This window comes from Burkholderia sp. SIMBA_051 (genome assembly GCF_046534915.1).
In the GTDB taxonomy this organism is placed as follows: domain Bacteria; phylum Pseudomonadota; class Gammaproteobacteria; order Burkholderiales; family Burkholderiaceae; genus Burkholderia; species Burkholderia ambifaria.
On the sequence record NZ_JAWRXS010000001.1, the window covers coordinates 364,885 to 386,906 of the forward strand.

Annotated in this window: 22 protein-coding genes; 4 read left to right on the forward strand and 18 right to left on the reverse strand. The window is 67.2% G+C overall.

What is annotated here, in order from left to right:
* The first annotated feature begins 10 nt into the window (after positions 1-10).
* On the forward strand, positions 11-1,057 hold the full coding sequence (gmd, locus tag SB771_RS01560) for a GDP-mannose 4,6-dehydratase (protein WP_006755185.1): 1,047 nt from the start codon (positions 11-13) through the stop codon (positions 1,055-1,057).
* A complete protein-coding gene (locus SB771_RS01565; protein WP_175659537.1) occupies positions 1,044-2,012 on the forward strand; it encodes an NAD-dependent epimerase/dehydratase family protein in 969 nt (322 codons plus the stop codon). Before gmd ends, SB771_RS01565 begins: the two co-directional genes overlap by 14 nt.
* Before the next feature lie 95 nt (positions 2,013-2,107).
* Here the strand turns inward: SB771_RS01565 and SB771_RS01570 are convergent, their stop codons facing one another.
* From SB771_RS01570 to leuC, 18 genes are all read right to left on the reverse strand, one after another.
* Positions 2,108-3,301 (reverse strand): O-succinylhomoserine sulfhydrylase, encoded by a 1,194-nt coding sequence (locus SB771_RS01570; RefSeq protein ID WP_041490157.1) that lies wholly within the window; start codon positions 3,299-3,301, stop codon positions 2,108-2,110.
* 257 nt (positions 3,302-3,558) lie between these two features.
* Positions 3,559-5,091, reverse strand: a complete 1,533-nt coding sequence (gene purF, locus SB771_RS01575; RefSeq protein ID WP_011658389.1) for an amidophosphoribosyltransferase — start codon at positions 5,089-5,091, stop codon at positions 3,559-3,561.
* A gap of 51 nt (positions 5,092-5,142) precedes the next feature.
* Complete coding sequence (locus SB771_RS01580) at positions 5,143-5,637, reverse strand: CvpA family protein (RefSeq protein WP_006755189.1); 495 nt, start codon at positions 5,635-5,637, stop codon at positions 5,143-5,145.
* A gap of 6 nt (positions 5,638-5,643) precedes the next feature.
* Complete coding sequence (locus SB771_RS01585) at positions 5,644-6,501, reverse strand: SPOR domain-containing protein (RefSeq protein ID WP_175659538.1); 858 nt, start codon at positions 6,499-6,501, stop codon at positions 5,644-5,646.
* Between the two features lie 29 nt (positions 6,502-6,530).
* Complete coding sequence (folC, locus tag SB771_RS01590; protein WP_126225118.1) at positions 6,531-7,841, reverse strand: bifunctional tetrahydrofolate synthase/dihydrofolate synthase; 1,311 nt, start codon at positions 7,839-7,841, stop codon at positions 6,531-6,533.
* Between the two features lie 100 nt (positions 7,842-7,941).
* On the reverse strand, positions 7,942-8,814 hold the full coding sequence (gene accD / locus SB771_RS01595; RefSeq protein WP_006755101.1) for an acetyl-CoA carboxylase, carboxyltransferase subunit beta: 873 nt from the start codon (positions 8,812-8,814) through the stop codon (positions 7,942-7,944).
* Between the two features lie 66 nt (positions 8,815-8,880).
* Positions 8,881-9,699, reverse strand: a complete 819-nt coding sequence (gene trpA / locus SB771_RS01600; protein ID WP_175659769.1) for a tryptophan synthase subunit alpha — start codon at positions 9,697-9,699, stop codon at positions 8,881-8,883.
* Positions 9,700-9,740: 41 nt separating this feature from the next.
* Positions 9,741-10,592, reverse strand: a complete 852-nt coding sequence (locus tag SB771_RS01605; RefSeq protein WP_175659539.1) for a DNA-methyltransferase — start codon at positions 10,590-10,592, stop codon at positions 9,741-9,743.
* 7 nt (positions 10,593-10,599) lie between these two features.
* Positions 10,600-11,793 carry a tryptophan synthase subunit beta gene (gene trpB, locus SB771_RS01610; RefSeq protein ID WP_126225115.1) on the reverse strand — a complete coding sequence of 398 codons (1,194 nt, stop codon included), beginning with the start codon at positions 11,791-11,793 and terminating at the stop codon, positions 10,600-10,602.
* A gap of 56 nt (positions 11,794-11,849) precedes the next feature.
* On the reverse strand, positions 11,850-12,551 hold the full coding sequence (locus tag SB771_RS01615) for a phosphoribosylanthranilate isomerase (protein ID WP_175659540.1): 702 nt from the start codon (positions 12,549-12,551) through the stop codon (positions 11,850-11,852).
* Positions 12,548-13,360: a tRNA pseudouridine(38-40) synthase TruA gene (gene truA, locus SB771_RS01620; protein WP_175659541.1), complete on the reverse strand. Its 813-nt coding sequence runs from the start codon at positions 13,358-13,360 to the stop codon at positions 12,548-12,550. The genes SB771_RS01615 and truA overlap by 4 nt, the downstream gene beginning before the upstream one ends.
* The gene (locus SB771_RS01625; RefSeq protein WP_175659542.1) at positions 13,360-15,447 is read right to left on the reverse strand and encodes a FimV/HubP family polar landmark protein; all 2,088 of its coding nucleotides are present in this window, start codon (positions 15,445-15,447) and stop codon (positions 13,360-13,362) included. Before SB771_RS01625 ends, truA begins: the two co-directional genes overlap by 1 nt.
* A gap of 266 nt (positions 15,448-15,713) precedes the next feature.
* The gene (gene asd / locus SB771_RS01630; protein ID WP_006756674.1) at positions 15,714-16,835 is read right to left on the reverse strand and encodes an aspartate-semialdehyde dehydrogenase; all 1,122 of its coding nucleotides are present in this window, start codon (positions 16,833-16,835) and stop codon (positions 15,714-15,716) included.
* A gap of 82 nt (positions 16,836-16,917) precedes the next feature.
* Complete coding sequence (locus tag SB771_RS01635; protein ID WP_006754086.1) at positions 16,918-17,037, reverse strand: hypothetical protein; 120 nt, start codon at positions 17,035-17,037, stop codon at positions 16,918-16,920.
* Positions 17,038-17,156: 119 nt separating this feature from the next.
* Positions 17,157-18,224: a 3-isopropylmalate dehydrogenase gene (gene leuB / locus SB771_RS01640; protein WP_175659543.1), complete on the reverse strand. Its 1,068-nt coding sequence runs from the start codon at positions 18,222-18,224 to the stop codon at positions 17,157-17,159.
* Positions 18,225-18,299: 75 nt separating this feature from the next.
* Complete coding sequence (leuD, locus tag SB771_RS01645; protein WP_006754088.1) at positions 18,300-18,950, reverse strand: 3-isopropylmalate dehydratase small subunit; 651 nt, start codon at positions 18,948-18,950, stop codon at positions 18,300-18,302.
* A gap of 65 nt (positions 18,951-19,015) precedes the next feature.
* The gene (locus SB771_RS01650; protein ID WP_011658379.1) at positions 19,016-19,162 is read right to left on the reverse strand and encodes an entericidin A/B family lipoprotein; all 147 of its coding nucleotides are present in this window, start codon (positions 19,160-19,162) and stop codon (positions 19,016-19,018) included.
* 3 nt (positions 19,163-19,165) lie between these two features.
* Positions 19,166-20,575 carry a 3-isopropylmalate dehydratase large subunit gene (gene leuC / locus SB771_RS01655; RefSeq protein WP_011658378.1) on the reverse strand — a complete coding sequence of 470 codons (1,410 nt, stop codon included), beginning with the start codon at positions 20,573-20,575 and terminating at the stop codon, positions 19,166-19,168.
* A gap of 246 nt (positions 20,576-20,821) precedes the next feature.
* Here leuC and SB771_RS01660 point away from each other — a divergent pair, with 246 nt between their 5' ends.
* Positions 20,822-21,154: a cupin domain-containing protein gene (locus tag SB771_RS01660; protein WP_175659544.1), complete on the forward strand. Its 333-nt coding sequence runs from the start codon at positions 20,822-20,824 to the stop codon at positions 21,152-21,154.
* A gap of 127 nt (positions 21,155-21,281) precedes the next feature.
* Positions 21,282-22,007, forward strand: a complete 726-nt coding sequence (locus SB771_RS01665) for a glutathione S-transferase (RefSeq protein ID WP_175659545.1) — start codon at positions 21,282-21,284, stop codon at positions 22,005-22,007.
* Positions 22,008-22,022: the final 15 nt, after the last annotated feature.

Below are 22,022 nucleotides of genomic sequence, written 5' to 3' on the forward strand. Positions count from 1 at the left end.
GGACATTGCCATGAGCCAAAACCGCAAGAAGGCCATCATCACGGGGATCACGGGGCAGGACGGCGCCTATCTGACCAAGCTGCTGCTCGACAAGGGCTACGAGGTCACGGGCACCTACCGCCGCACCAGCTCGGTGAACTTCTGGCGCATCGCCGAACTCGGCGTCGACACGCACCCGAACCTGTCGCTCGTCGAGCACGACCTGACGGATGCCGGCTCCAGCCTGCGATTGCTCGAACGCACGCAACCGGACGAGCTGTACAACCTGGCCGCGCAGAGCTTCGTCGGCGTGTCGTTCGACCAGCCGGCGACGACCGCCGAAGTCACCGGCATCGGCCCGCTGAACCTGCTCGAGGCGATTCGCGTGGTGAGCCCGAAGACGCGCTTCTACCAGGCGTCGACGTCCGAGATGTTCGGCAAGGTGCAGGCGATCCCGCAGACGGAAACGACCGCGTTCTACCCGCGCAGCCCGTACGGCGTCGCGAAGCTGTACGCGCACTGGATGACCGTGAACTACCGCGAGTCCTACGATCTGTTCGGCTGCAGCGGCATCCTGTTCAACCACGAATCGCCGCTGCGCGGCCGCGAGTTCGTCACGCGCAAGATCACCGACACCGTCGCGAAGATCCGGCTCGGCAAGGCGACCAAGCTCGAGCTCGGCAACCTCGACGCGAAGCGCGACTGGGGCTTCGCGCTCGAGTATGTCGAAGGGATGTGGCGGATGCTGCAGGTCGACGAACCCGATACGTACGTTCTGGCGACCAACCGCACCGAGACCGTGCGCGACTTCGTGCGGATGGCGTTCGCGGCCGCCGGTTACCAGCTCGAATGGACCGGCAAGGGTGAGCAGGAACGCGGCATCGACGCGTCGAACGGCAACGTGCTCGTCGAAGTGAACCCGAAGTTCTACCGCCCCGCCGAAGTCGACCTGCTGATCGGCTGCGCCGACAAGGCCAAAAGCAAGCTGGGCTGGGCGCCGGAGACGACGCTCGAGCAGCTCTGCCAGATGATGGTCGAAGCCGATCTGACGCGGAATCGTCACCATGACACGTACTGAAGCCGGACGCCCGTCACGCCGTGCGTTCGTCACGGGCCTGACGGGCTTCACCGGCCGCTACATGGCGCGGCGCCTCGAAGCCGCGGGCTACGACGTGTGGGGCACCGTGGCGCCCGGCGCGGCGCGGCCGGACGATCCGGCGTTCGCGAACTGCACGCTGCTGCCGGTCGACTTGCTCGACGCGAACGCGATGCGCGCGGCGGCCGCCGATGCGCGGCCCGATGCGGTCGTGCATCTCGCCGCGCGTGCGCATGTCGCGCAGGACGAGCCGTCGCAAACCTACGCGGTCCACATCGTCGGCACGCGCAACCTGCTGGCCGCGCTCACGGGCCTCGACCACCGTCCGTCGGCGGTCCTGCTCGCCAGCAGCGCGAACGTCTACGGCAATTCGACGGCCGGCGTGCTCGACGAAGCGACCCCGCCCGCGCCCGCGAACGACTACGCGGTCAGCAAGCTCGCGATGGAATACGCGGCGAAGCTGTGGGCCGACCAGCTGCCGATCGTGATCGCGCGGCCGTTCAACTACACCGGCGTCGGCCAGGACGACGCCTATCTGCTGCCGAAGCTCGTGTCGCACTATGCGCGCAATGCGCCGCGCATCTCGCTCGGCAATCTCGACGTGAGCCGCGATTTCTCCGACGTGCGCGACGTGACGGCCGCCTATCTGAAGCTGCTCGAGGCGGCCCCGGCCGGCGAGACGTTCAACGTCTGCTCGGAGCGCGCGTATTCGCTGAAGGAAGTGCTGGCGATGCTGTCGCGGATCGCCGGCTACGTGATCGACGTGACGATCGATCCGCGTTTCGTGCGGCACAACGAAGTCAAGCGCCTGAGCGGGTCGCGCGACAAGCTGCGGCGCGCGGTGGGCGAACTGCCCGTCACGCCGCTCGACGACACGCTGCGCTGGATGATGGAAGCGATGCGCGACGTGCCGCAGCCCGCCGGGCAGGCCGGCTGATTCCGGCAACGCACGCGTCACCGCCCAAAAGACAACGGGCCGCTCTATCGAGCGGCCCGTTGTCATGTCGGCCGTGAAAAAACCTGCCGCCGCGCTCAGCCCTCGAGGCCGCGCGTGAGATCGCGGCGCAGGTCGCCCGCATCCTCCAGGCCGACCGCGAGGCGGATCAGCCCTTCGGTGATGCCCGCGGCCGCACGCGCTTCCGGCGTGATGCGCGCGTGCGTCGTCGTCGCCGGATGCGTGATCGTCGTGCGCGTATCGCCGAGGTTGCCGGTGATCGAGATCAGCTTCGTGCTGTCGATCACGCGCCACGCGTTCGCGCGCTGCTGCTCCGGCGTGTCGCCCTTCAGCTCGAACGAGACGATCGCGCCGCCCGCCTTCTGCTGGCGCTTCGCGAGCTCATGCTGCGGATGCGATTCGAGCCCCGGATAGAACACGCGCGCGACGGCCGGATGCGAATCGAGCCAGCGCGCGATTTCCAGCGCGTTCGCCGACTGCTTCTCGACGCGCAGCGACAGCGTCTCCATCCCCTTCAGCAGCACCCACGCGTTGAACGCCGACAATGTCGGGCCCGCGCTGCGCACGAACGGGAACACCTTGCCCATGATGAATGCCTTCGAGCCGACCAGCGCGCCGCCGAGCACGCGGCCCTGCCCGTCGAGGAACTTCGTCGCGGAGTGCATCACGACGTCCGCGCCGAGCTTCAGCGGCTGCTGCAGCACCGGGCTGCAGAAACAGTTGTCGACGACGAACAGCGCGTTCGCCGCCTTCGCGATCTTGCCGATCGCCTCGATGTCGGCGAGCTCGGTCAGCGGGTTCGACGGCGTTTCGAGAAAGAACATCTTCGTTTCGGGCCGCACCGCTTCCTGCCATGCGTTCAGGTCGGTCGGGTCGACGAAGGTCGTCGTGATGCCGAACTTGCTGAAGATCTGCGAGAACATCCCGAGCGTCGAGCCGAACAGGCTGCGCGAGCTGACGAGGTGATCGCCCGCCTGCAGCGCGGACATCACGACCGACATGATCGCGGCCATGCCCGACGCCGTCGCGATGCAGGCCTCGCCGCCTTCGAGCGCGGCGAGACGATCCTGGAACATGGTGACGGTCGGGTTCGTGAAGCGCGAATAGGTGAAATAGTCTTCCGAATTCGCGAAGCGCTCGGCGGCCTCGGCCGCGCTCTTGAAGCAGAAGCTCGACGTGAGGAACAGCGCTTCCGAGTGCTCGTTGAAGTCGCTGCTGCGCAGCGTGCCCGCGCGCACGGCGAGCGTGTCGAAATTGAGGGAGTCGTCCATGTTCCGTTTTCCGTATTCGAGGGGCGCGCCGCGGATCATGCATCGGACGCGAACCCAGCCAAAAACCAGGCCAAAACAAAAAGCCCGCTATGCGTCGGCATCAGCGGGCTTCGGTGCGGTACGACAGCGATCGACTCGGGCCGGCTTTCGCCGGCCTTCGCTTTAGCTGTTTTGGGAAGTCGCCCCGCGTCCGCAAGCTGAATCAAATCGACGCAAGGCCACATCCTAGCACGCTTCGTCGGAAGCATGCGCCGGCATCACTCGACCGACAGCTGCAGGTTCATCTGCGAACGCGCGGTGTCGCCGGCCGTGTCGCGATCGGCCTGCGACGCCGGGGCGAGGCGTGCACGCTCGATCGCATCGAGGTACTCGGGCGTCACGGCGCCGGTGATGTAGTTGCCGTCGAAGCACGACGCCTCGAAGCGTTCGAGCTTCGGGTTGATGTCGCGCACCGCGCGGCGCAGGTCGTCGACGTCCTGGTAGATCAGGTGGTCGGCGCCGATGATCTTCGCGACTTCTTCGTCGGTGCGGCCGTGTGCAACCAGCTCGCCGCGCGTCGGCATGTCGATGCCGTACACGTTCGGGAACTTCACGGGCGGCGCCGCCGACGCGAAGATCACCGACTTCGCGCCCGCATCGCGCGCCATCTGCACGATCTCGTGCGAGGTGGTGCCGCGCACGATCGAATCGTCGACGATCAGCACGTTCTTGTCCTTGAACTCGATGCTCATCGCATTGAGCTTCTGGCGCACCGACTTCTTGCGCACGGCCTGGCCCGGCATGATGAAGGTGCGGCCGACGTAGCGGTTCTTGAAGAAGCCTTCGCGATACTCAACGCCGAGCTTCGCGGCGACCTGCATTGCAGCCGGACGCGACGAATCGGGAATCGGCATCACGACGTCGATCGGCACGTTCGGCAGCTCGCGCTTGATCTTCTCGGCGAGGTAGTCGCCCATGCGCAGGCGCACGTTGTAGACGGGCACGCCGTCGAGGCACGAATCCGGACGGGCGAGATACACGTACTCGAACATGCACGGATTCAGCGTCGGCTGCTCCGCGCATTGCTGGCTGTGGAAGTTGCCGGCCTTGTCGATGAAGATCGCTTCGCCCGGCTGCACGTCGCGGACGAATTCGAAACCGATGCCTTCGACCGCCACCGACTCCGACGCGACCATCCATTCGGTGCCGTGTTCGGTTTCGAGCTTGCCGAGGCACAGCGGGCGGATGCCGAACGGATCGCGGAACGCGAGCAGGCCGTAGCCGGCGATCAGCGACACGATCGCATACGAACCCTCCAGGCGGCGATGCACGCCCGCGACCGCCTTGAATACGGCAGCCGGATCGAGCTCGAGGCCGGTGGTCGACAGTTGCAGCTCGTGCGCGAACACGTTGAGCAGCACTTCGCTGTCGGAATTGGTGTTGATGTGCCGGCGATCGATCCGGAACATCTCGTCCTTCAGCTGTTCCCAGTTCGTCAGGTTGCCGTTGTGCGCGAGGATGATCCCGAACGGCGCGTTCACGTAGAACGGCTGCGCCTCGGCTTCGCTCGACGCCGAGCCGGCCGTCGGATAGCGGACCTGGCCGATGCCGAAGGTGCCGGGCAGGCTGCGCATGTTGCGCGTGCGGAACACGTCGCGCACCATGCCGTTCGCCTTGTACATGTGGAAATTGCTGCCGTCCGCCGTCGCGATGCCCGCTGCGTCCTGACCGCGATGCTGCAGCAGCAGCAGGCTGTCATAGATCAGCTGATTGACGGGGGATTGGGAGATAACACCTACGATGCCGCACATGGCATGTCCTTCAAGATGACAAAATCGGTTCCGTCCTGCCCGGCCGCGGCGTCACACGCGCACGTACTGGGCCATGCCGTCGGGCAGGAGCTGCTTCAGCTCGTGCACGCCCTGTTCGGCGAAAGGACGCAAGAGCGCATTGCGCCAGAAATCCTGTTTGGGCAATTCGGTCAGCCCGGCCGCCGCGACCAGCAGCACCACCAGCACGCAGCCGCGGACGAGCCCGAACATCATGCCCAGCGAGCGATCGACTCCACCGAGGCCCGTCGCCTGCGCGATCCGCGACAACAGCGCGTTCGCGACACCCGCGACGAACACGACGCCGATCACGATCAGCGCGAACGCGAGCACCCACTGGGTGAGCGCGCCGCCCGGCCAGTTCGCCGGAATGTACGGCACCACCAGCCCGACGTAGCGTGCGGCGATCACGACCGCCACGATCCAGCCGATCAACCCGAAAATCTCCGAGACGAAACCGCGCCATGCGCCACGCAGCGCAGACAACGCGATTACCGCCAATACAGCGTAGTCGAAAGCCGTCAGCATCGCACGTTACTGCGTCAGTCCGGCTTCGCGCACCTTCGCGATCGCGGCTGACGCCGCCGCGCGATCCGCAAACGGGCCGGCACGCAGCAGTGTAGCCGTGCTGCCGTCCGCCTGCTTGCGATGCTCGACATATGCGGGCACACCCGCCGATTTCAACTTGGTGGCCCACGAACGGGCCGTCGTGTCGTCCTTGAACGAACCGAGCTGCACCGCGAAGCGCGCACCGGCCGGCGATGCCGGCGACGACGCGTCGCCGCTGTCGGTCGCGGCGTCGGCGTTCGCGACCGTCGCGGGTGCCGGCGCCGGCTTCGGCGCGACCGGCTTCGCCGCAGGGGCGGCCGGCTTGGCAGCGGGCTTCGGCGGCGTCACGCTCGCGGTGGTCGTCGGGGTCGTCGAGGTCGTGGCAGCGGGTTTCGCGGCCGGCTTGGCCGTATCCTTCGGCGCCGGTGCGGGCGCGGCCGCCACCGCGACATCGGAAGCCGGCGGCTCGTCGTGCGCGACGCCTGCCTGCACGTCGGCCGCATCGTCGTCACGCGGCGCGACCGCCTGATGCGCGGGCCGGTTCGGAATATCGATCGCGATGTCGTCCGTCACCGGCTTCGGGTGCGAATCGAGCACCATCGGCAGCACGATCACCGCGCCGACGACGAGCGCGATTGCGCCGACGAGACGCCGGCGGGCGCGTTGCTTTTCAGGAAGGGTCGGATCGAGAAGCAGTGCGTCCGATTCCGGACGCTCGGTGCGGCGCGTGCGTCGCTCGACGCGTTCAGTGCGCTCCGTGCGCACGTTCCGGGAGGCCCCGGTACGACCGCCGCGCCGGGTGGGCGCGTCGTCGTCTTTCTTGCCGAACGAGAAAATTCCCATGAATGGCTGAGTCCGAAACTGCCCGACAGTCAGTGTTGCTGCGATTTCCGGTAGGCCATCACACCGGCCACCGTATGGAAACTGCCGAAAACCACGATTCTATCATTCTCGGATGCTCTTTTTAGTGCATCTCGAAATGCTTCCGCCGGCGACGCGAACCGCGTGACGCTCGAATCGGGCCCGTCTTCCACGCCGGCCTTGCGCAGCGCGGCTTCGAGCTGCTCCGCGCGCGCCGCACGCGGCAGCGGCAGGTCGGTCACGCACCAGTGGTCGACCTCCCCCGCCAGGTGCCGCAGCACGCCGTCGATGTCCTTGTCGTGCATCGCGCCGAACACCGCGTACGTGTACGGGAAGAAGCCCATGTTGCCGAGGTTCTGCTCGAGCACGGCCGCCGCATGCGGGTTGTGCGCGACGTCCAGCACGATCGCCGGCTTGCCGGGCAGCACCTGGAAGCGCCCCGGCAGCTCGACGTTCGCGAGCCCGAGCCGAATGTCCTGCGCGGACACCGGCAGCACCGGGCGCAGCGCCTCGAGCGCGGCCAGCGCGGCCGACGCATTGATCAGCTGATTCGCGCCGCGCAGCGCCGGGTACGCGAGCGCCGGATAGCGCTTGTCGCGGCCGAGGTAGCTCCATTGCTGGCGCTCCGCGCCCGGCTGCGCTTCATAGCGAAAATCGCGACCGACCAGCCACAGGTCCGCACCGATCGCGGCGGCATGGTCGATCAGCGTGTTCGGCACGGCAGGATCGCCGCAGATCGCCGGCTTGCCCGCGCGGAAGATGCCCGCCTTCTCGAACGCGATCTTCTCGCGCGTGTCGCCGAGGTATTCGGTGTGGTCGATGTCGATGCTCGTGACGATCGCGCAGTCGGTATCGATGATGTTGACCGCGTCGAGTCGGCCGCCGAGGCCGACTTCGAGGATCACGACGTCGAGCCCGCGCGACGCAAACAGATGCAGGATCGCGAGCGTCGTGAATTCGAAGTACGTGAGCGACACCGGCTCGGGCAGCGACGTGCGCGCCGCTTCGACGGCCTCGAAGTGCGGCAGCAGGTCGGCATCGCTGACCTGCTGGCCATTCACGCGCGCGCGCTCGGCGAATTCGAGCAGGTGCGGCGACGTGTGGCAACCGACCTTGTAGCCCGCGTGAACGAGGATCGCCTCGAGGAACGCGCAGGTCGAGCCCTTGCCGTTCGTGCCGCCGACCGTGATCACGGGGCACGCGAATTCGAGCTGCAGCGCGGCCTTGACCTGCCCGATGCGGGTGAGGCCCATGTCGATGCCGACCGGGTGCGCGCGTTCGAGATGCGAAAGCCACGCGTCGAGAGTGGGAAAAGTGCTCATCGGATCAAATCTGAATCGGTACCGCCACTACGCCAAAAAACGAAACGCGCCGCCCGGCGGTTCAGCCGGGCGACGCGCGCAGGTCACAACGCCGCGCCGATCAGGCCAGCGCGTCGGCCGGCTGTCGCTGCAGCAGCGCGAGCAGCTGCGCGATCTCGTCGCGCATCTTGCGGCGGTCGACGATCATGTCGATCGCGCCCGTCGTCAGCAGGAATTCCGCGCGCTGGAAGCCTTCCGGCAGCTTCTCGCGAACCGTCTGCTCGATCACGCGCGGGCCGGCGAAGCCGATCAGCGCCTTCGGCTCCGCGATCACGACGTCGCCGAGGAACGCGAAGCTCGCCGACACGCCGCCCATCGTCGGGTCGGTCAGCACCGAGATGAACGGCAGCTTGGCTTCGGCCAGCTTGGTCAGCATCGCGGTGGTCTTCGCCATCTGCATCAGCGACAGCAGGCTTTCCTGCATCCGTGCGCCGCCCGACGCCGTGAAGCAGATGAACGGCACGTGCTGTTCCAGCGCGTTCTGCGCGCCGCGCGCGAAGCGCTCGCCGACGACCGAACCCATCGAGCCGCCCATGAACGAGAACTCGAAACAGGCCGCGACCACGGGCAGCGTGTGGATCGCCCCGCCCATCACGACCATCGCGTCGGTCTCGCCCGTCTCGTCCATCGCTTCCTTCAGACGATCGGGGTACTTGCGGCTGTCCTTGAACTTCAGCGAGTCGACCGGCACGATTTCCTGGCCGATTTCATAGCGGCCTTCCGGATCGAGCAGCCCGTCGAGGCGCTCGCGCGCGCCGATGCGCATGTGGTGGTCGCACTTCGGGCACACATGCAGGTTCGCGTCCACGTCGTTGCGGTACAGCACGGCCTCGCAGGACGGGCATTTGACCCACAGGCCTTCCGGAATGCCCTTGCGGCTTTTCGGGTCGGTCTGCTTGATCTTCGGCGGCAACAGTTTGTCGAGCCAGCTCATCGTGTATGGTTTCCTGTTCCGTGGCGGGGCGGGCCGACCGGCCCGTTCCCGCCGCCTGTGTTGTGTTTATCGCGCCGTCTTGCCGGCGCCGTCCAGGGCGGCGCGCAGCTCGGCGATGAATGTCTTCAGCGCGGCGGCGGCGCCTTCCGGCGCGGCGCTCTCGAGCAGCTGCACCAGGCGGCTGCCGATCACGACGGCGTCCGACACTTCGGCCACCGCGCGCGCCGTTTCGGCGTCGCGGATGCCGAAGCCGACGCCCACCGGAACCGGCACGCGCGACTTGATGGCCGGGATTTTACCCGCAATGCTCGAAACATCCAGATTTCCGGCGCCGGTCACGCCCTTGAGCGACACGTAATACACGTAGCCGCTCGCGATCTTGCCCACGTCGGCGATGCGCTCGTCGGTCGACGTCGGGGCGAGCAGGAAGATCGGATCGATCTGCGCGGCACGCATTTTCTCGGCGAACACGCCGGCTTCCTCGGGCGGATAGTCGACCACGAGCACGCCGTCGACGCCGGCTGCCTGCGCTTGCGCCGCGAACGCGTCGACGCCCATCCGCTCGATCGGGTTCGCATAGCCCATCAGCACGACGGGGGTGTTCTGGTTGGTGTCGCGGAAGCGCTTCACGTCGGCGAGCACGCTCTTGAGCGTGACGCCGCGCGCGAGCGCGCGCTCCGACGAGCGCTGGATCACCGGGCCGTCGGCCATCGGGTCCGAGAACGGCACGCCGAGCTCGATCACGTCGGCGCCGCCTTCGGCGAGCGCGTGCATGAACTCGACCGTCTTTGCGGGATCGGGGTCGCCGGCCGTGATGAACGGGATCAGGCCCTTGCGGCCTTGTTCGGCGAGTGCGGCGAAGGTCTGCTGGATACGGGTGGACATGGCAATTTTCCTAGTTGCGATCGGCATTGCGGCGGCGCGACTCACGCGCACACCTGCACGGCGAGCGCGTTCACGCGCTCGTGCGCGATCGCGCAATAACTTTCGTTGATCTCGTAGCCGACGAAGTCGCGCCCCTGCCGTGCGCAGGCCACCGCGGTCGTGCCACTGCCCATGAACGGATCGAGCACGCGGCCGCCCGGCGGGCAGCTTGCGAGCACCATCCGCTCGATGATTTCCAGCGGCTTCTGGGTCGGATGATCGACGCGCTCCGCGTGCTGCCGATGCAGGCGCGAGACCGACCAGACGTCCTTCGGGTTGTAGCCCATCTCCAGCCACTTGCTGCCTTCGAACAGCTTGCGCGAGCGGGCCTTCTTCGTGTCGGCGTCGTACGGGATGCGGACCGGATCGAGATCGAAGTAATACGCTTTGGAAACCGCGAAAAAGCCGATGTTGTCGTGCACCGACGTGAAACGGCGCGTCGTGCCGCCCATGCTCGGCACGCGCCGGTCCCAGATGATCTCGTTGACCATCGTGAGTTGCGTCTTCAGGAAGCTGAAGATTTCCGGCGCGTACTGCCACGTGCAGAAGATGTACATCGACCCGCTCGGCTTGAGCTTCGGAATCGCGAGCTCGAGCCACTCGCGCGTCCACGCGAGAAAGTCGTCGCCCGAACGCTTGTCCGAGTCGTTGCCGTAGTCCTTGCCGAGCCCGTACGGCGGATCGGCGACGATCAGGTCGATCGACGCATCCGGCAGGCGCGCGGCTTCGGTCATGAAATCGCGGTTGTGCAGTTCGATCCCGGACGGCAGTGCGCACGGCACGGCGACGGCGGGCTGCCCCGCCTCCGCTTCGCTCGCGGCGCCGCCGCCCGGTTCTTCGATCAGGTCACGCATCGGTCGGTCAGAGCGCGATGCCCGATCGCTCGGCGACCGTGTGCATGTCCTTGTCGCCGCGGCCCGACAGGTTGACGAGCAGGATCTTGTCCTTCGGCAACGTCGGCGCGAGCTTCACGCCATACGCGATCGCGTGGCTCGACTCGAGCGCGGGGATGATCCCCTCGATCCGGCAGCAGTCGTGGAACGCCTTCAGCGCCTCTTCGTCGGTGATCGGCACGTATTGCGCGCGGCCGCTGTCCTTCAGCCATGCGTGCTCGGGGCCGACACCCGGATAGTCGAGGCCGGCCGACACCGAATGCGTCTCGATGATCTGGCCGTTGTCGTCCTGCAGCAGGTACGTGCGGTTGCCGTGCAGCACGCCGGGGCTGCCGGCGATCAGCGACGCCGCGTGACGGCCGGTGTCGAGGCCGTCGCCGGCCGCTTCGACGCCGATCAGCTGCACCGACGTGTCGTCGATATACGGGTAGAAGATGCCCATCGCGTTCGAGCCGCCGCCGACGCACGCAATCACCGCGTCCGGCTGCCGGCCGGCGAGTTCCGGCATCTGCACCTTGCACTCGTCGCCGATCACGCGCTGGAAGTCGCGCACCATCGCCGGATACGGGTGCGGGCCCGCGACCGTGCCGATGATGTAGAACGTGCTTTCGATGTTCGTGACCCAGTCGCGCATCGCTTCGTTCAGCGCGTCCTTCAGCGTGCGCGAACCCGATTCGACCGGCACGACCGTCGCGCCGAGCAGCTTCATCCGGTAGACGTTCGCGGCCTGGCGGCGCACGTCCTCGGCGCCCATGTAGACGATGCACTCCATCCCGAAGCGCGCGCAGATCGTGGCCGTCGCGACGCCGTGCTGGCCGGCGCCCGTCTCGGCGATCACGCGCTTCTTGCCCATGCGCTTCGCGAGCAGCGCCTGGCCGATCACGTTGTTGATCTTGTGCGCGCCGGTGTGGTTCAGGTCTTCGCGCTTCAGGTAGATCTGCGCGCCGCCGAGCGTCTCGCTCCAGCGCTGCGCGTGATAGATCGGCGACGGACGGCCGACGAAGTGCTTCAGTTCGCGCTCGTATTCGGCGACAAAATCGGGGTCGTTCCGGAATTTTTCATACGCGGCGCGCAGTTCGTCCAGCGCGTGAATCAGCGTCTCGGCGACGAACACGCCGCCATACGGGCCGAAATGGCCGTGATCATCAGGAAGGTTGTACATGGTGTCACTCTCGATTGGTCGGCGCGCCCCGCGTTCGGGGGGCGCACCTTCTTGCATCACCGGGCGTCCGCTTCGCGCACCGCGCGTACGAACGCCGCCATCCGGGCGTGATCCTTCACGCCCTTCGCGCCCTCCACTTCGATGCCACTCGAGACATCGACAGCAAACGGGCGCAACTGGCGGATCGCATCACCGACGTTTTGCGCGCTCAAGCCACCACTCAAAACGGCCCGATGCGCGAGCTCTGCGGGAATAAGAGACCAATCGAAGACCTTGCCGCTACCGCCGTAGTCCGGCACCAGGGTGTCGAACAGGAGGCCGCGCGCTTTCGAATAATGAAGTGCCGATTCTACCAAATCGGACGGCTGAGTCGAGGGGCCGACGCGCACCGCGCGCAACCACGGCAGGCGGGCCGCGCGGCCGAGCGCGTCGCACTGCTCGGGCGTCTCGTCGCCGTGGAATTGCAGCACCGTGAGCGGCACCTCGCGCACGACTGCGCCGATCTCGGCTTCGGTCGCGTTCACGAACAGCCCGACCACCGACACGAACGGCGGCGCGAGGCGCGCCAGTTCGGCCGCCTGCGCGATCGACACCGCGCGCGGGCTCTTCGGGTAGAACACCAGGCCGATCGCGTCGGCGCCGAGTGCCGCGGCGTGCAGCACGTCCTCGGGGCGCGACAGGCCGCACAGCTTGATGCGCGTGCGCGGCGCGAGGCCGGTCGCGGCGAAGGTCGGAGAAGGCACGGCGTGATCCGTCATGATGGTAGGTCCAGATCGGCCCAGACGCTGCTCCACGGCACGCTGCCGAGTTGCGCGGGCGGGACGGCGAATTCCGCCGGGTAGCCGACATGGGCAAGATACAGCCCGTCGGCCATGAACGTGGGCGCGGCGAGCTTGCGGTCGCGCCCGGCCAGCACGTCGGCGAGCCAGTCCGCCGGATAGCGGCCGCGCCCGACCGCGACGAGGCAGCCCATCAGGTTGCGCACCATGTGGTGCAGGAACGCGTTCGCGCGGAACCGGAAATGAATGAAGTGGCCGGCGCGCCGCACATCGATCTGATACAGGTGTTTGACCGGCGTCTTCGACTGGCATTCCGACGACCGGAACGACGAGAAGTCATGCTCGCCGATCAGGTGCGCGGCGGCGGCGCGCATCGCGTCGTCGTCGAGCGGCGTGTGGATCCATCCCGCACGGCTGGCCAGCATCGGCGAGCGCACGGGATGCACGTACAGCACGTAGTAATAGGTGCGTTCGAATGCCGCGAAACGCGCATGGAACGTGTCCGGCATCGGCTTCGCCCACTGCACGGAAACGGTCGACGGCAGGAACGCGTTGGTGCCGCGCACCCACGAGAAATCCGTGCGGTCGAGGTCCGTGTCGAAGTGCACGACCTGCCCGAGCCCGTGCACGCCCGTATCGGTGCGCCCCGCGACCGTCGTGTGCAACGGCACGCACGCGAATTCGCCGAGCGCGCGCTCGAGCGCGTCCTGCACGGTCTTGCCGTGCGGCTGCGCCTGCCAGCCACAGAACGCTGCGCCGTCGTACTGAACTCCCAGCGCGATCCGCATTACGCCTCGTCCGCCAGTTTCGCGAGCAGCGCACGCGCCTCGTCGCGCGTGGCGGCGTCGTTCGCGTCGATCACTTCCTGCAGCAGCGTGCGCGCACCCGACAGGTCGCCCAGTTCGACGTACTCCGACGCGAGATCCAGCTTGTTGCGCGCGATGCGCGCGAGCTCTTCCGGCGTCAGCGCGGGCAACGCGGCACCCGGCGCGGACGGCAGGTCGAGATCGAAATCCAGTTTCAACGCGCCGAACTGCGCGCCGCCGAGCGGCGGCAGCGACGACGGCGCGGATGCACCGCCCGCGTGCGGTGCGGGCGTCGCCGCATCCGGATCCCAATCGAACTCGTCGTCCTGGTCGGCCGGGTGTTCCGGTGACAGATCGCTCGCGCCAACCGGCGGGTGTGACGCGGATTGACCGTTAGTTGCGATTTTCTCGCTTTCGCTTTCGGCTTGCCCTTCCCGTGCGGCCGGCTCGTCCGTCTGACGCGGCGGCAACGGCATGTCGAGGCTGTTGAGCGCGCTGATCGCGTTCTGCATCAGCGCCGCGTGCTGCGCGTCGTTCGTCGACGGCGCCGCAGGCGTTTTCAGCGGCTCGTCCGCGGCAGCTTCCGCGACGGGCTTCACGTCGTGCGAGGCCGGCGCTGCGTCGCGCTCGAGCGCGGCGTGCGCGGACGGTGCTTCCGGTTGATCGTCGTGCGGCTTCGCGGTTTCCGGCGGCGACGCGACCTCGGCTTCATGCGTGTCGACGGCCCCCGCCGCTGCCGCGGTAGCCGCGATCAGGTTCACATCGGCCGCGGCGTCGCGTGCGAGCGGCGTCTCGGGAAGGATCGGCGGCAACGGTTCGACAGGCGACGACGATGCGCCGGCATCGACGACAGCCGCTCCGCCGGATTCCGGGGCGATCGCATCGGCAGGCCGCGCTTTGCGGCGCTTGCGCCACGCGAACCAGGCCGCGAGAACGAGCACGGCCCCACCGGCCATTGCTGTCGGACGCCAGTCGATCTGTGCCGCACCGCGCGCGGGTGCGGCGGGCGTAACCGGCACAGCCGGCTGCACGGGCGCCGATGCCGGCTGCACCGCGCTGGCGACCACACCGGATGCCGCTTCGCTCGCGGCCGATGCGGACGCGGCAGCGGATGCGCCTGCGTCATTCGCGGCGGGGCGCGGCGCGGCGGGCGCCGGAGCCGGCGCGCGCGCCGGTGCAACGTTGTTCGTGTCGGCCGGCTTGCCGATCCCGTGCTTCTGCAGTTCCATCAGCACGCGGTTCTTCAGCGCGAGCAGTTGCTGGAGGCTCGACGGCCGTGGCTGCGACGCGCCCGCGATGGGTGCCGCCGCGGACGGTTCGTGCATGCCTTGCGCCGCGCCGCCCGGTGCGACCTGCGCAGCGGCGTCGCTCGCGGACGACGGTGCGGACTGGATCGCGCCGCTCCACACGTGCGGCCCGCTTGCGCCGGCCGCAGGCGCTGCCGGCTGAACGGATTCAACCGTCGATGCGCCATGCGCGGCGGATGCGCCGATCGGCGCCGACGCCCCTGCCGCCACCGCGACGCTCGCACTGCTGACCGGCGCCGCGTGCGCAGCCGATGCGGCCGGTGCGCCTTGCACGGCCGAGCCCGAGCGCGGTGCGGACGCACCATGCTGCGCGACTGCGGCCGCAGCCGTACCTGACGCGGCTACTGCCGCCGACGCTGGCGCCGACACCGCCGATGCACCGGACGCACTCGACGCACCAGCCGGCGCGAGCGCCGCGCCCGTCGCATCGAGCGCCGGCACCGTCAGCGTCGCGCCGACTTTCAGGCGGCTCGGGTCGCGCTTCATGAATGCCTGCGGATTGGCGTCGAACAGCGCACGGCCGGCGCGCGCGAGCACGGCCGGGTCGTGCGACTGCGTGGCCGCTTTCGCGAGGTCGTTCAACGACTGGCCCGGCTGGACCGTCACATTGAGCGGCGCGGGGCCGCCGGCGGCGGACGCCGCCAGCTCGCCGGTGTCGGCCGCCCAGGCCGACACGGCCGTGCCGAGCGCCAGGATCGCCAGCGCGCCACGTACGGCGCGCGACAGACGGGACTGACGCGGAAACAAGGAAATTCGGGACATCGTAGGCTCAATCGCCGCGCGCGGGCGCGGCTCGGATTCGCGTAGGGAAGCGTCAATAAAGTCGCCGCAGAAATGCAAAAGCGTCGCGCAGAACGCGACGCTTTCGGCGACTCTGCGCGTCGTAACCGCATAGTTTACTTCACAGGATCGCGTTCCGGCCGAATTCATCGCCGACGAATGCGGCCGCTCATGCCCGGCGCCGACCAATGAAAAACGCCTGCCGCCCCGCAAGGGGCTGGCAGGCGTCTCGCTTCACGCGCGAATCCTTACTTGTCGAGCAGGATACGCAGCATGCGGCGCAGCGGCTCGGCCGCGCCCCACAGCAGCTGATCGCCGACCGTGAACGCCGACAGGTATTCGCCGCCCATCGCGAGCTTGCGCAGGCGACCGACCGGCACCGTCAGCGTGCCGGTGATCTTCGCCGGCGACAGATCGCGCATCGACGCTTCACGCTCGTTCGGCACGACCTTCACCCAGTCGTTCGCCGACGCGAGGATGCCGTTGATTTCGTCGAGCGGGACATCCTTCTTCAGCTTGATCGTCAGCGCCTGCGAGTGGCAGCGCATCGCGCCGATCCGCACGCACAGCCCGTCGACCGGGATCGAGCCCGGCTCGCCCATCGCCGGCTTGCCGAGGATCTTGTTGGTTTCCGCGCCGCCCTTCCACTCTTCCTTCGACATCCCGTTGCCGAGATCCTTGTCGATCCACGGAATCAGCGAACCGGCGAGCGGCACGCCGAAGTGGCTCGTCGGCATCGCATCGCTGTTCATCGTCGCGAGCACGCGGCGATCGATGTCGAGAATCGCGGAAGCGGGATCGGCGAGCTGTTCCTGCACCGCGCCGTGCAGCGCGCCCATCTGCGACAGCAGTTCGCGCATGTTCTGCGCGCCCGCGCCCGATGCGGCCTGGTAGGTCATCGCCGTCATCCAGTCGACCAGGTTCTCGCGGAACAGGCCGCCCAGCGCCATCAGCATCAGGCTGACCGTGCAGTTACCGCCGACGAAGTTCTTCGTGCCCTTGACGAGCGCGTCCTTGATCACGTCGAGGTTGACCGGATCGAGGATGATGACCGCGTCGTCCTTCATCCGCAGCGACGACGCCGCGTCGATCCAGTAGCCGTTCCAGCCGGCCGCGCGCAGCTTCGGGAACACGTCGTTCGTGTAGTCGCCGCCTTGGCACGTGATGATCACGTCGCACTTCTTCAGCTCGTCGACGTTGGTCGCGTCCTTGAGCGTAGTCTCGTTTTTCGCGAACGACGGCGCCTTGCCGCCCGTATTGCTGGTGCTGAAAAACACCGGTTCGATCAGGTCGAAATCACCTTCTTCCTGCATGCGTTGCATCAGCACGCTGCCGACCATGCCGCGCCAACCTACGAGACCTACGTTCATGACTAACCCTTTGAATGGAGCTTCCCCGCCATTTCCGCCCCCGGCGTGACCGCGCGGGGAAACAGGCGGGCACGACGGACGATCAGCGTTTAATGATCGTTTTCGTGGTAATGGTTTTCGTGATGACGATGGCGCGCGTACCCGCACGGGCAATGTTGCCGTGGAGTTTCAGGACCGGGGAGATCAGGGAAATCAGCGCCATCGTTCGAGTCTACACAAAGCCGGTTGGCCGCACAACGGCCAACCCTGCGCGAACCGGCCGATTTCATGGCCCGTTCGCGCCCTTTCTACATTAACTGCCGTACGTCATTGCCATGCGCGTTACAGCGCGGCGACAACCGCATCGCCCATCGCCGCCGTGCCGACCTGCTTGCAGCCCGGCGTCGCGATGTCGCCCGTGCGATAGCCTTGTTCGAGCACCGTTTTCACCGCGTGCTCGATGCGATCGGCCTGCTCGGCGCGATTCAGCGAGTAGCGCAGCATCATCGCGGCCGACAGGATCGTCGCCAGCGGGTTCGCGATGCCCTTGCCCGCGATGTCCGGTGCCGAACCGTGCGACGGCTCGTACAGACCCTTGTTGTTCTTGTCGAGCGACGCCGACGGCAGCATGCCGATCGAGCCCGTCAGCATCGACGCTTCATCCGACAGGATGTCGCCGAACATGTTGCCGGTCACGATCACGTCGAACTGTTTCGGCGCCTTCGCGAGCTGCATCGCCGCGTTGTCGACGTACATGTGCGACAGCTCGACGTCCGCGTATTCCTTCGACACGTCGATCATGACGTCGCGCCAGAACTGCGACGTTTCGAGCACGTTCGACTTGTCCACCGACAGCAGCTTCTTCGCGCGCTTTTGCGCGGCCTGGAACGCGACGTGCGCGATGCGGCGCACTTCCGGCTCCGAGTAGCGCATCGTGTCGAAGCCTTCGCGCGCGCCGGCGAACGGGCCGTCCGGCGCTGCGCGCACGCCGCGCGGCTGGCCGAAATAGATGTCGCCGTTCAGTTCGCGCACGATCAGGATGTCGAGGCCCGCGACCAGTTCCGGCTTCAGCGGCGACGCATCGACGAGCTGCGGATAGCAGATCGCCGGGCGGAAGTTCGCGAACAGCTCGAGGTGCTTGCGCAGCCCGAGGATCGCCTGCTCGGGGCGCAACGCGCGCTCGAGCGAGTCGTACTTCCAGTCGCCGACCGCGCCGAACAGGATTGCGTCCGCTTCCTTCGCGAGTTTCAGCGTCGCGTCCGGCAGCGGATGACCGCTCGCCTCGTAGCCCGCGCCGCCGACCGGCGCCTGCTCGAGTTCGAACTGTTCGTCGAGGGCGTTCAGCACCTTGACGGCTTCATTGACGATTTCCGGACCGATGCCGTCGCCGGGCAGCACTGCAATCTTCATGCGTTATTCCTGACTGGGTAGGTGGTGGTGGCGGGTCGGCGAGCGCGCGTCATGCGCGCCCGCCCGGAGGCAATCTCAGCCGACCAGCTTGTTGTTGAGCCAAGGCTGCTTCGCGAGCCGCTCGGCTTCGAACTGGCGGATCTTGTCCGCGTGACGCAGCGTCAGGCCGATGTCGTCGAAGCCGTTCAGCAGGCAGTACTTGCGGAACGCGGCGATCTCGAACGGATACTCGCGGCCGTCGCCCGTGCGCACGACCTGCGCGTCGAGGTCGACCGTCAGCTGATAGCCGTTGAACGCATACGTGTCGTTGAACAGATGATCGACCTGCTGCTCGGTCAGCACGATCGGCAGCAGCCCGTTCTTGTAGCAGTTGTTGAAGAAGATGTCGGCGAAGCTCGGCGCGATGATCGCGCGGAAGCCGTACTGCTGCAGCGCCCACGGCGCGTGCTCGCGCGAGCTGCCGCAGCCGAAGTTCTTGCGTGCGAGCAGCACCGATGCGCCCTGGTAGCGCGGCTGGTTCAGCACGAAGTCCGGGTTCAGCGGGCGCTTCGAGTTGTCCTGGCCCGGCTCGCCGTGGTCGAGGTAACGCCATTCGTCGAACGCATTCGGACCGAAGCCCGTGCGCTTGATCGACTTCAGGAACTGCTTCGGGATGATCGCGTCGGTGTCGACGTTCTCGCGATCGAGCGGCGCCACGACGCCGGTATGCACTGTGAATTTTTCCATGATCCGTCTATCCGGTTGAAGGGCCGGCATTCAGCCGGCGCACATCGACAAATTCCTGGCGGGCGTCAGTCCGCGGCGCGCTGCAGCGCGTTGCCGGCGGCATTGACGTCCTGGCCGAAGCCTCGGACGGTATTGCAGCCCGCGAGGCCGAAGCCCAGCCCCGCGAGCGCCAGCGCGGCAACCAGCCGCGCGATGAGCTTCGATGCCGTCACGCGTTACCCCAGCTGGCGAATGTCGACGAAGTGGCCTTCGATCGCCGCCGCCGCCGCCATCGCGGGGCTCACGAGGTGCGTGCGACCGCCCGCGCCCTGCCGGCCTTCGAAGTTGCGGTTCGACGTCGATGCGCAGCGCTCGCCCGGATCGAGCCGGTCGGCGTTCATCGCGAGGCACATCGAGCAGCCCGGCTCGCGCCATTCGAAACCCGCATCGGTGAACACCTTGTCGAGCCCTTCGCGCTCGGCCTGCGCCTTCACGAGGCCCGAGCCCGGCACGACCATCGCGAGCCGCACGTTCGATGCGATGCGGCGGTTCAGCTTCTTCACGACATACGCGGCCGCGCGGATGTCCTCGATGCGCGCGTTCGTGCACGAACCGATGAAGATCTTGTCGACCTTGATCGACTCCATCGGCGTGTTCGGCTCGAGCGCCATGTAGGCCAGCGCGCGCTCCATCGCGTCGCGCTTGACCGGATCCTTCTCGCGCTCGGGATCGGGCACGCGACCGTCGATCGACGTGACCATCTCCGGCGACGTGCCCCACGTGACCTGCGGGACGATCTCGGCCGCGTTCAGCTCGACGACGCGGTCGAACTGCGCGCCTTCGTCGGACTTGAATTCGCGCCAGTACTCGACGGCCTGGTCCCATTCCGCGCCGGTCGGCACGAACGGACGGCCCTTCAGGTAGTCGATCGTCGTGTCGTCGACCGCGACCATGCCCGCGCGCGCGCCGGCTTCGATCGCCATGTTGCAGACGGTCATCCGGCCTTCCATCGTCAGCGCGCGGATCGTCGAGCCGCCGAATTCGATCGCGTAGCCCGTGCCGCCGGCCGTGCCGATCCTGCCGATGATCGCGAGCACGATGTCCTTCGCGGTACAGCCGCGCGGCAGTGCGCCCTCGACCTTCACGAGCATGTTCTTGCTCTTTTTCTGCAGCAGCGTTTGCGTGGCGAGCACGTGCTCGACTTCCGACGTGCCGATGCCGTGCGCGAGCGCGCCGAACGCGCCGTGCGTCGACGTGTGCGAATCGCCGCAGACGATCGTCATGCCCGGCAGCGTCGCGCCCTGCTCCGGCCCGATGATGTGCACGATGCCCTGGCGTACGTCGTTCATCTTGAACTGCGTGATGCCGAACGCGTCGCAGTTCGCGTCGAGCGTGTCGACCTGCAGCTTCGAGACCGGATCGGCGATGCCGTGGCTGCGATCCGTGGTGGGGACGTTGTGGTCCGACACGGCCAGGTTCGCGCTGATGCGCCACACCGGGCGATGCGCGACGTTCAGCCCTTCGAATGCCTGCGGGCTCGTGACTTCGTGCAGCAGTTGACGGTCGATATAGAGCAATGCCGTGCCGTCGTCCTCGGTGTGGACGACGTGGGTATTCCACAGTTTGTCGTAGAGAGTCTGTGCCATGGGTATGCGGGGTCGTTGTGACTACAAGCCTTGCGGATGCGGTCGATTATGCCACGCAGAACGGGCCGCGGCGCAGGCGCGACGCGAAAAAACCCATTAAAAACAGTGGTTTGGCTGGTAGTGCCAATACCTGTATCGGCATTACCCGGCAAACGGCGTTCACCCCGGGCCGGATTCCGGCATACGATGGGACGACGCACGTGTGAACGTCCCCACGACCACGATCCGGACCCGGAGCCCAAGACGATGAAGCTCGGCATCCATGACTCGCTCGCCCGCCTCGACGCTGAAGGCACGCTGTTCACGACACTGTTTCGCCACGGCACGCTCGACATCGAGTTGTACCGGCCGCGCGGGGAGGACCTGCAAACGCCGCATACGCGCGACGAGGTCTACGTGATTGCCGCGGGCACGTCGCGGTTCGTCCTCGACGGACGCGAATGCGGCGTCGCGGCCGGCGACGTGCTGTTCGTGCCCGCGTTCGCGGCGCACCGCTTCGCCGGCTTCTCCGACGACTTCTCGACCTGGGTGTTCTTCCATGGCCCGGAAGGCGGCGAAAGCGGCGAGCGCGGCGCGTGACGCGACGCGCGCGGCACTTCCCGCTCGATCTCCTAGACTGTCTATTCGCAACGGGCGGCGCACGGCCGCCCGCCCCGCCAACCACGATGCGCGCACCCCCGCCGCATCGACCGGACAGGAGCAATGCATGCGATATGAACTCTATTACTGGCCCGAAATCCAGGGCCGCGGCGAATACGTGCGGCTCGCGCTCGAGGCGGCCGAGGCCGACTATGTCGACGTCGCGCGCGAATCGGGGCGCGGCATGGGCGTGTCTGCAATGATGCGCATGATGGACAGCACGAAGGACGAATGCGTGCCGTTCGCGCCGCCGTTCCTGAAGGCTGGCGACGTGGTCGTCGGGCAGGTCGCGAACATCCTGCTGTTTCTCGGCGCGCGGCTCGGGCTCGCGCCCGATGACGAAGCCGGGCGACTGTGGGTGCATCAGCTCCAGCTGACCGTCGCCGATTTCGTCACCGAGATCCATGACACGCATCACCCGATCGGCAGCGGCCTGTACTACGAGGACCAGAAGGCCGAGGCCGCCGAACGCGCGGCCGACTTCCTCGCGCACCGGCTGCCGAAATACCTCGGCTACTTCGATCGCGTGCGCGAGCAGAATCCGCACAAGGGCGGCTATCTCGCCGGCAGCGCGCTGAGTTACGCGGACCTGTCGATATTCCAGCTGATCGAAGGCCTGCGCTACGCGTTTCCGAAGGCGATGAAGCGCGCGGAGCGCAAGGTCGAGGGACTCGTCGGCCTGCACGATCGCGTCGCGCAGCATCCGCCCGTCGTGCGTTATCTCGAGTCCAAGCGCCGCATCCCGTTCAACGACATGGGGATCTTCCGGCACTATCCGGAGCTGGACAAGTAGCGTCGATGCACGCGC

Coding starts and splice junctions, on each gene's coding strand:
- leuB (WP_175659543.1), bottom strand. CDS start 18,224: ATGAAGATTGCAGTGCTGCCCGGCGACGGCATCGGTCCGGAAATCGTC.
- SB771_RS01635 (WP_006754086.1), bottom strand. CDS start 17,037: ATGGCGCTGATTTCCCTGATCTCCCCGGTCCTGAAACTCCACGGCAAC.
- SB771_RS01580 (WP_006755189.1), bottom strand. CDS start 5,637: ATGCTGACGGCTTTCGACTACGCTGTATTGGCGGTAATCGCGTTGTCT.
- SB771_RS01615 (WP_175659540.1), bottom strand. CDS start 12,551: ATGACGGATCACGCCGTGCCTTCTCCGACCTTCGCCGCGACCGGCCTC.
- leuD (WP_006754088.1), bottom strand. CDS start 18,950: ATGGAAAAATTCACAGTGCATACCGGCGTCGTGGCGCCGCTCGATCGC.
- accD (WP_006755101.1), bottom strand. CDS start 8,814: ATGAGCTGGCTCGACAAACTGTTGCCGCCGAAGATCAAGCAGACCGAC.
- SB771_RS01660 (WP_175659544.1), top strand. CDS start 20,822: ATGAAGCTCGGCATCCATGACTCGCTCGCCCGCCTCGACGCTGAAGGC.
- gmd (WP_006755185.1), top strand. CDS start 11: ATGAGCCAAAACCGCAAGAAGGCCATCATCACGGGGATCACGGGGCAG.
- SB771_RS01585 (WP_175659538.1), bottom strand. CDS start 6,501: ATGGGAATTTTCTCGTTCGGCAAGAAAGACGACGACGCGCCCACCCGG.
- SB771_RS01565 (WP_175659537.1), top strand. CDS start 1,044: ATGACACGTACTGAAGCCGGACGCCCGTCACGCCGTGCGTTCGTCACG.
- SB771_RS01570 (WP_041490157.1), bottom strand. CDS start 3,301: ATGGACGACTCCCTCAATTTCGACACGCTCGCCGTGCGCGCGGGCACG.
- SB771_RS01605 (WP_175659539.1), bottom strand. CDS start 10,592: ATGCGTGACCTGATCGAAGAACCGGGCGGCGGCGCCGCGAGCGAAGCG.
- purF (WP_011658389.1), bottom strand. CDS start 5,091: ATGTGCGGCATCGTAGGTGTTATCTCCCAATCCCCCGTCAATCAGCTG.
- SB771_RS01665 (WP_175659545.1), top strand. CDS start 21,282: ATGCGATATGAACTCTATTACTGGCCCGAAATCCAGGGCCGCGGCGAA.
- trpA (WP_175659769.1), bottom strand. CDS start 9,699: ATGTCCACCCGTATCCAGCAGACCTTCGCCGCACTCGCCGAACAAGGC.
- asd (WP_006756674.1), bottom strand. CDS start 16,835: ATGAACGTAGGTCTCGTAGGTTGGCGCGGCATGGTCGGCAGCGTGCTG.
- truA (WP_175659541.1), bottom strand. CDS start 13,360: ATGCGGATCGCGCTGGGAGTTCAGTACGACGGCGCAGCGTTCTGTGGC.
- folC (WP_126225118.1), bottom strand. CDS start 7,841: ATGAGCACTTTTCCCACTCTCGACGCGTGGCTTTCGCATCTCGAACGC.
- trpB (WP_126225115.1), bottom strand. CDS start 11,793: ATGTACAACCTTCCTGATGATCACGGCCATTTCGGCCCGTATGGCGGC.
- leuC (WP_011658378.1), bottom strand. CDS start 20,575: ATGGCACAGACTCTCTACGACAAACTGTGGAATACCCACGTCGTCCAC.
- SB771_RS01625 (WP_175659542.1), bottom strand. CDS start 15,447: ATGTCCCGAATTTCCTTGTTTCCGCGTCAGTCCCGTCTGTCGCGCGCC.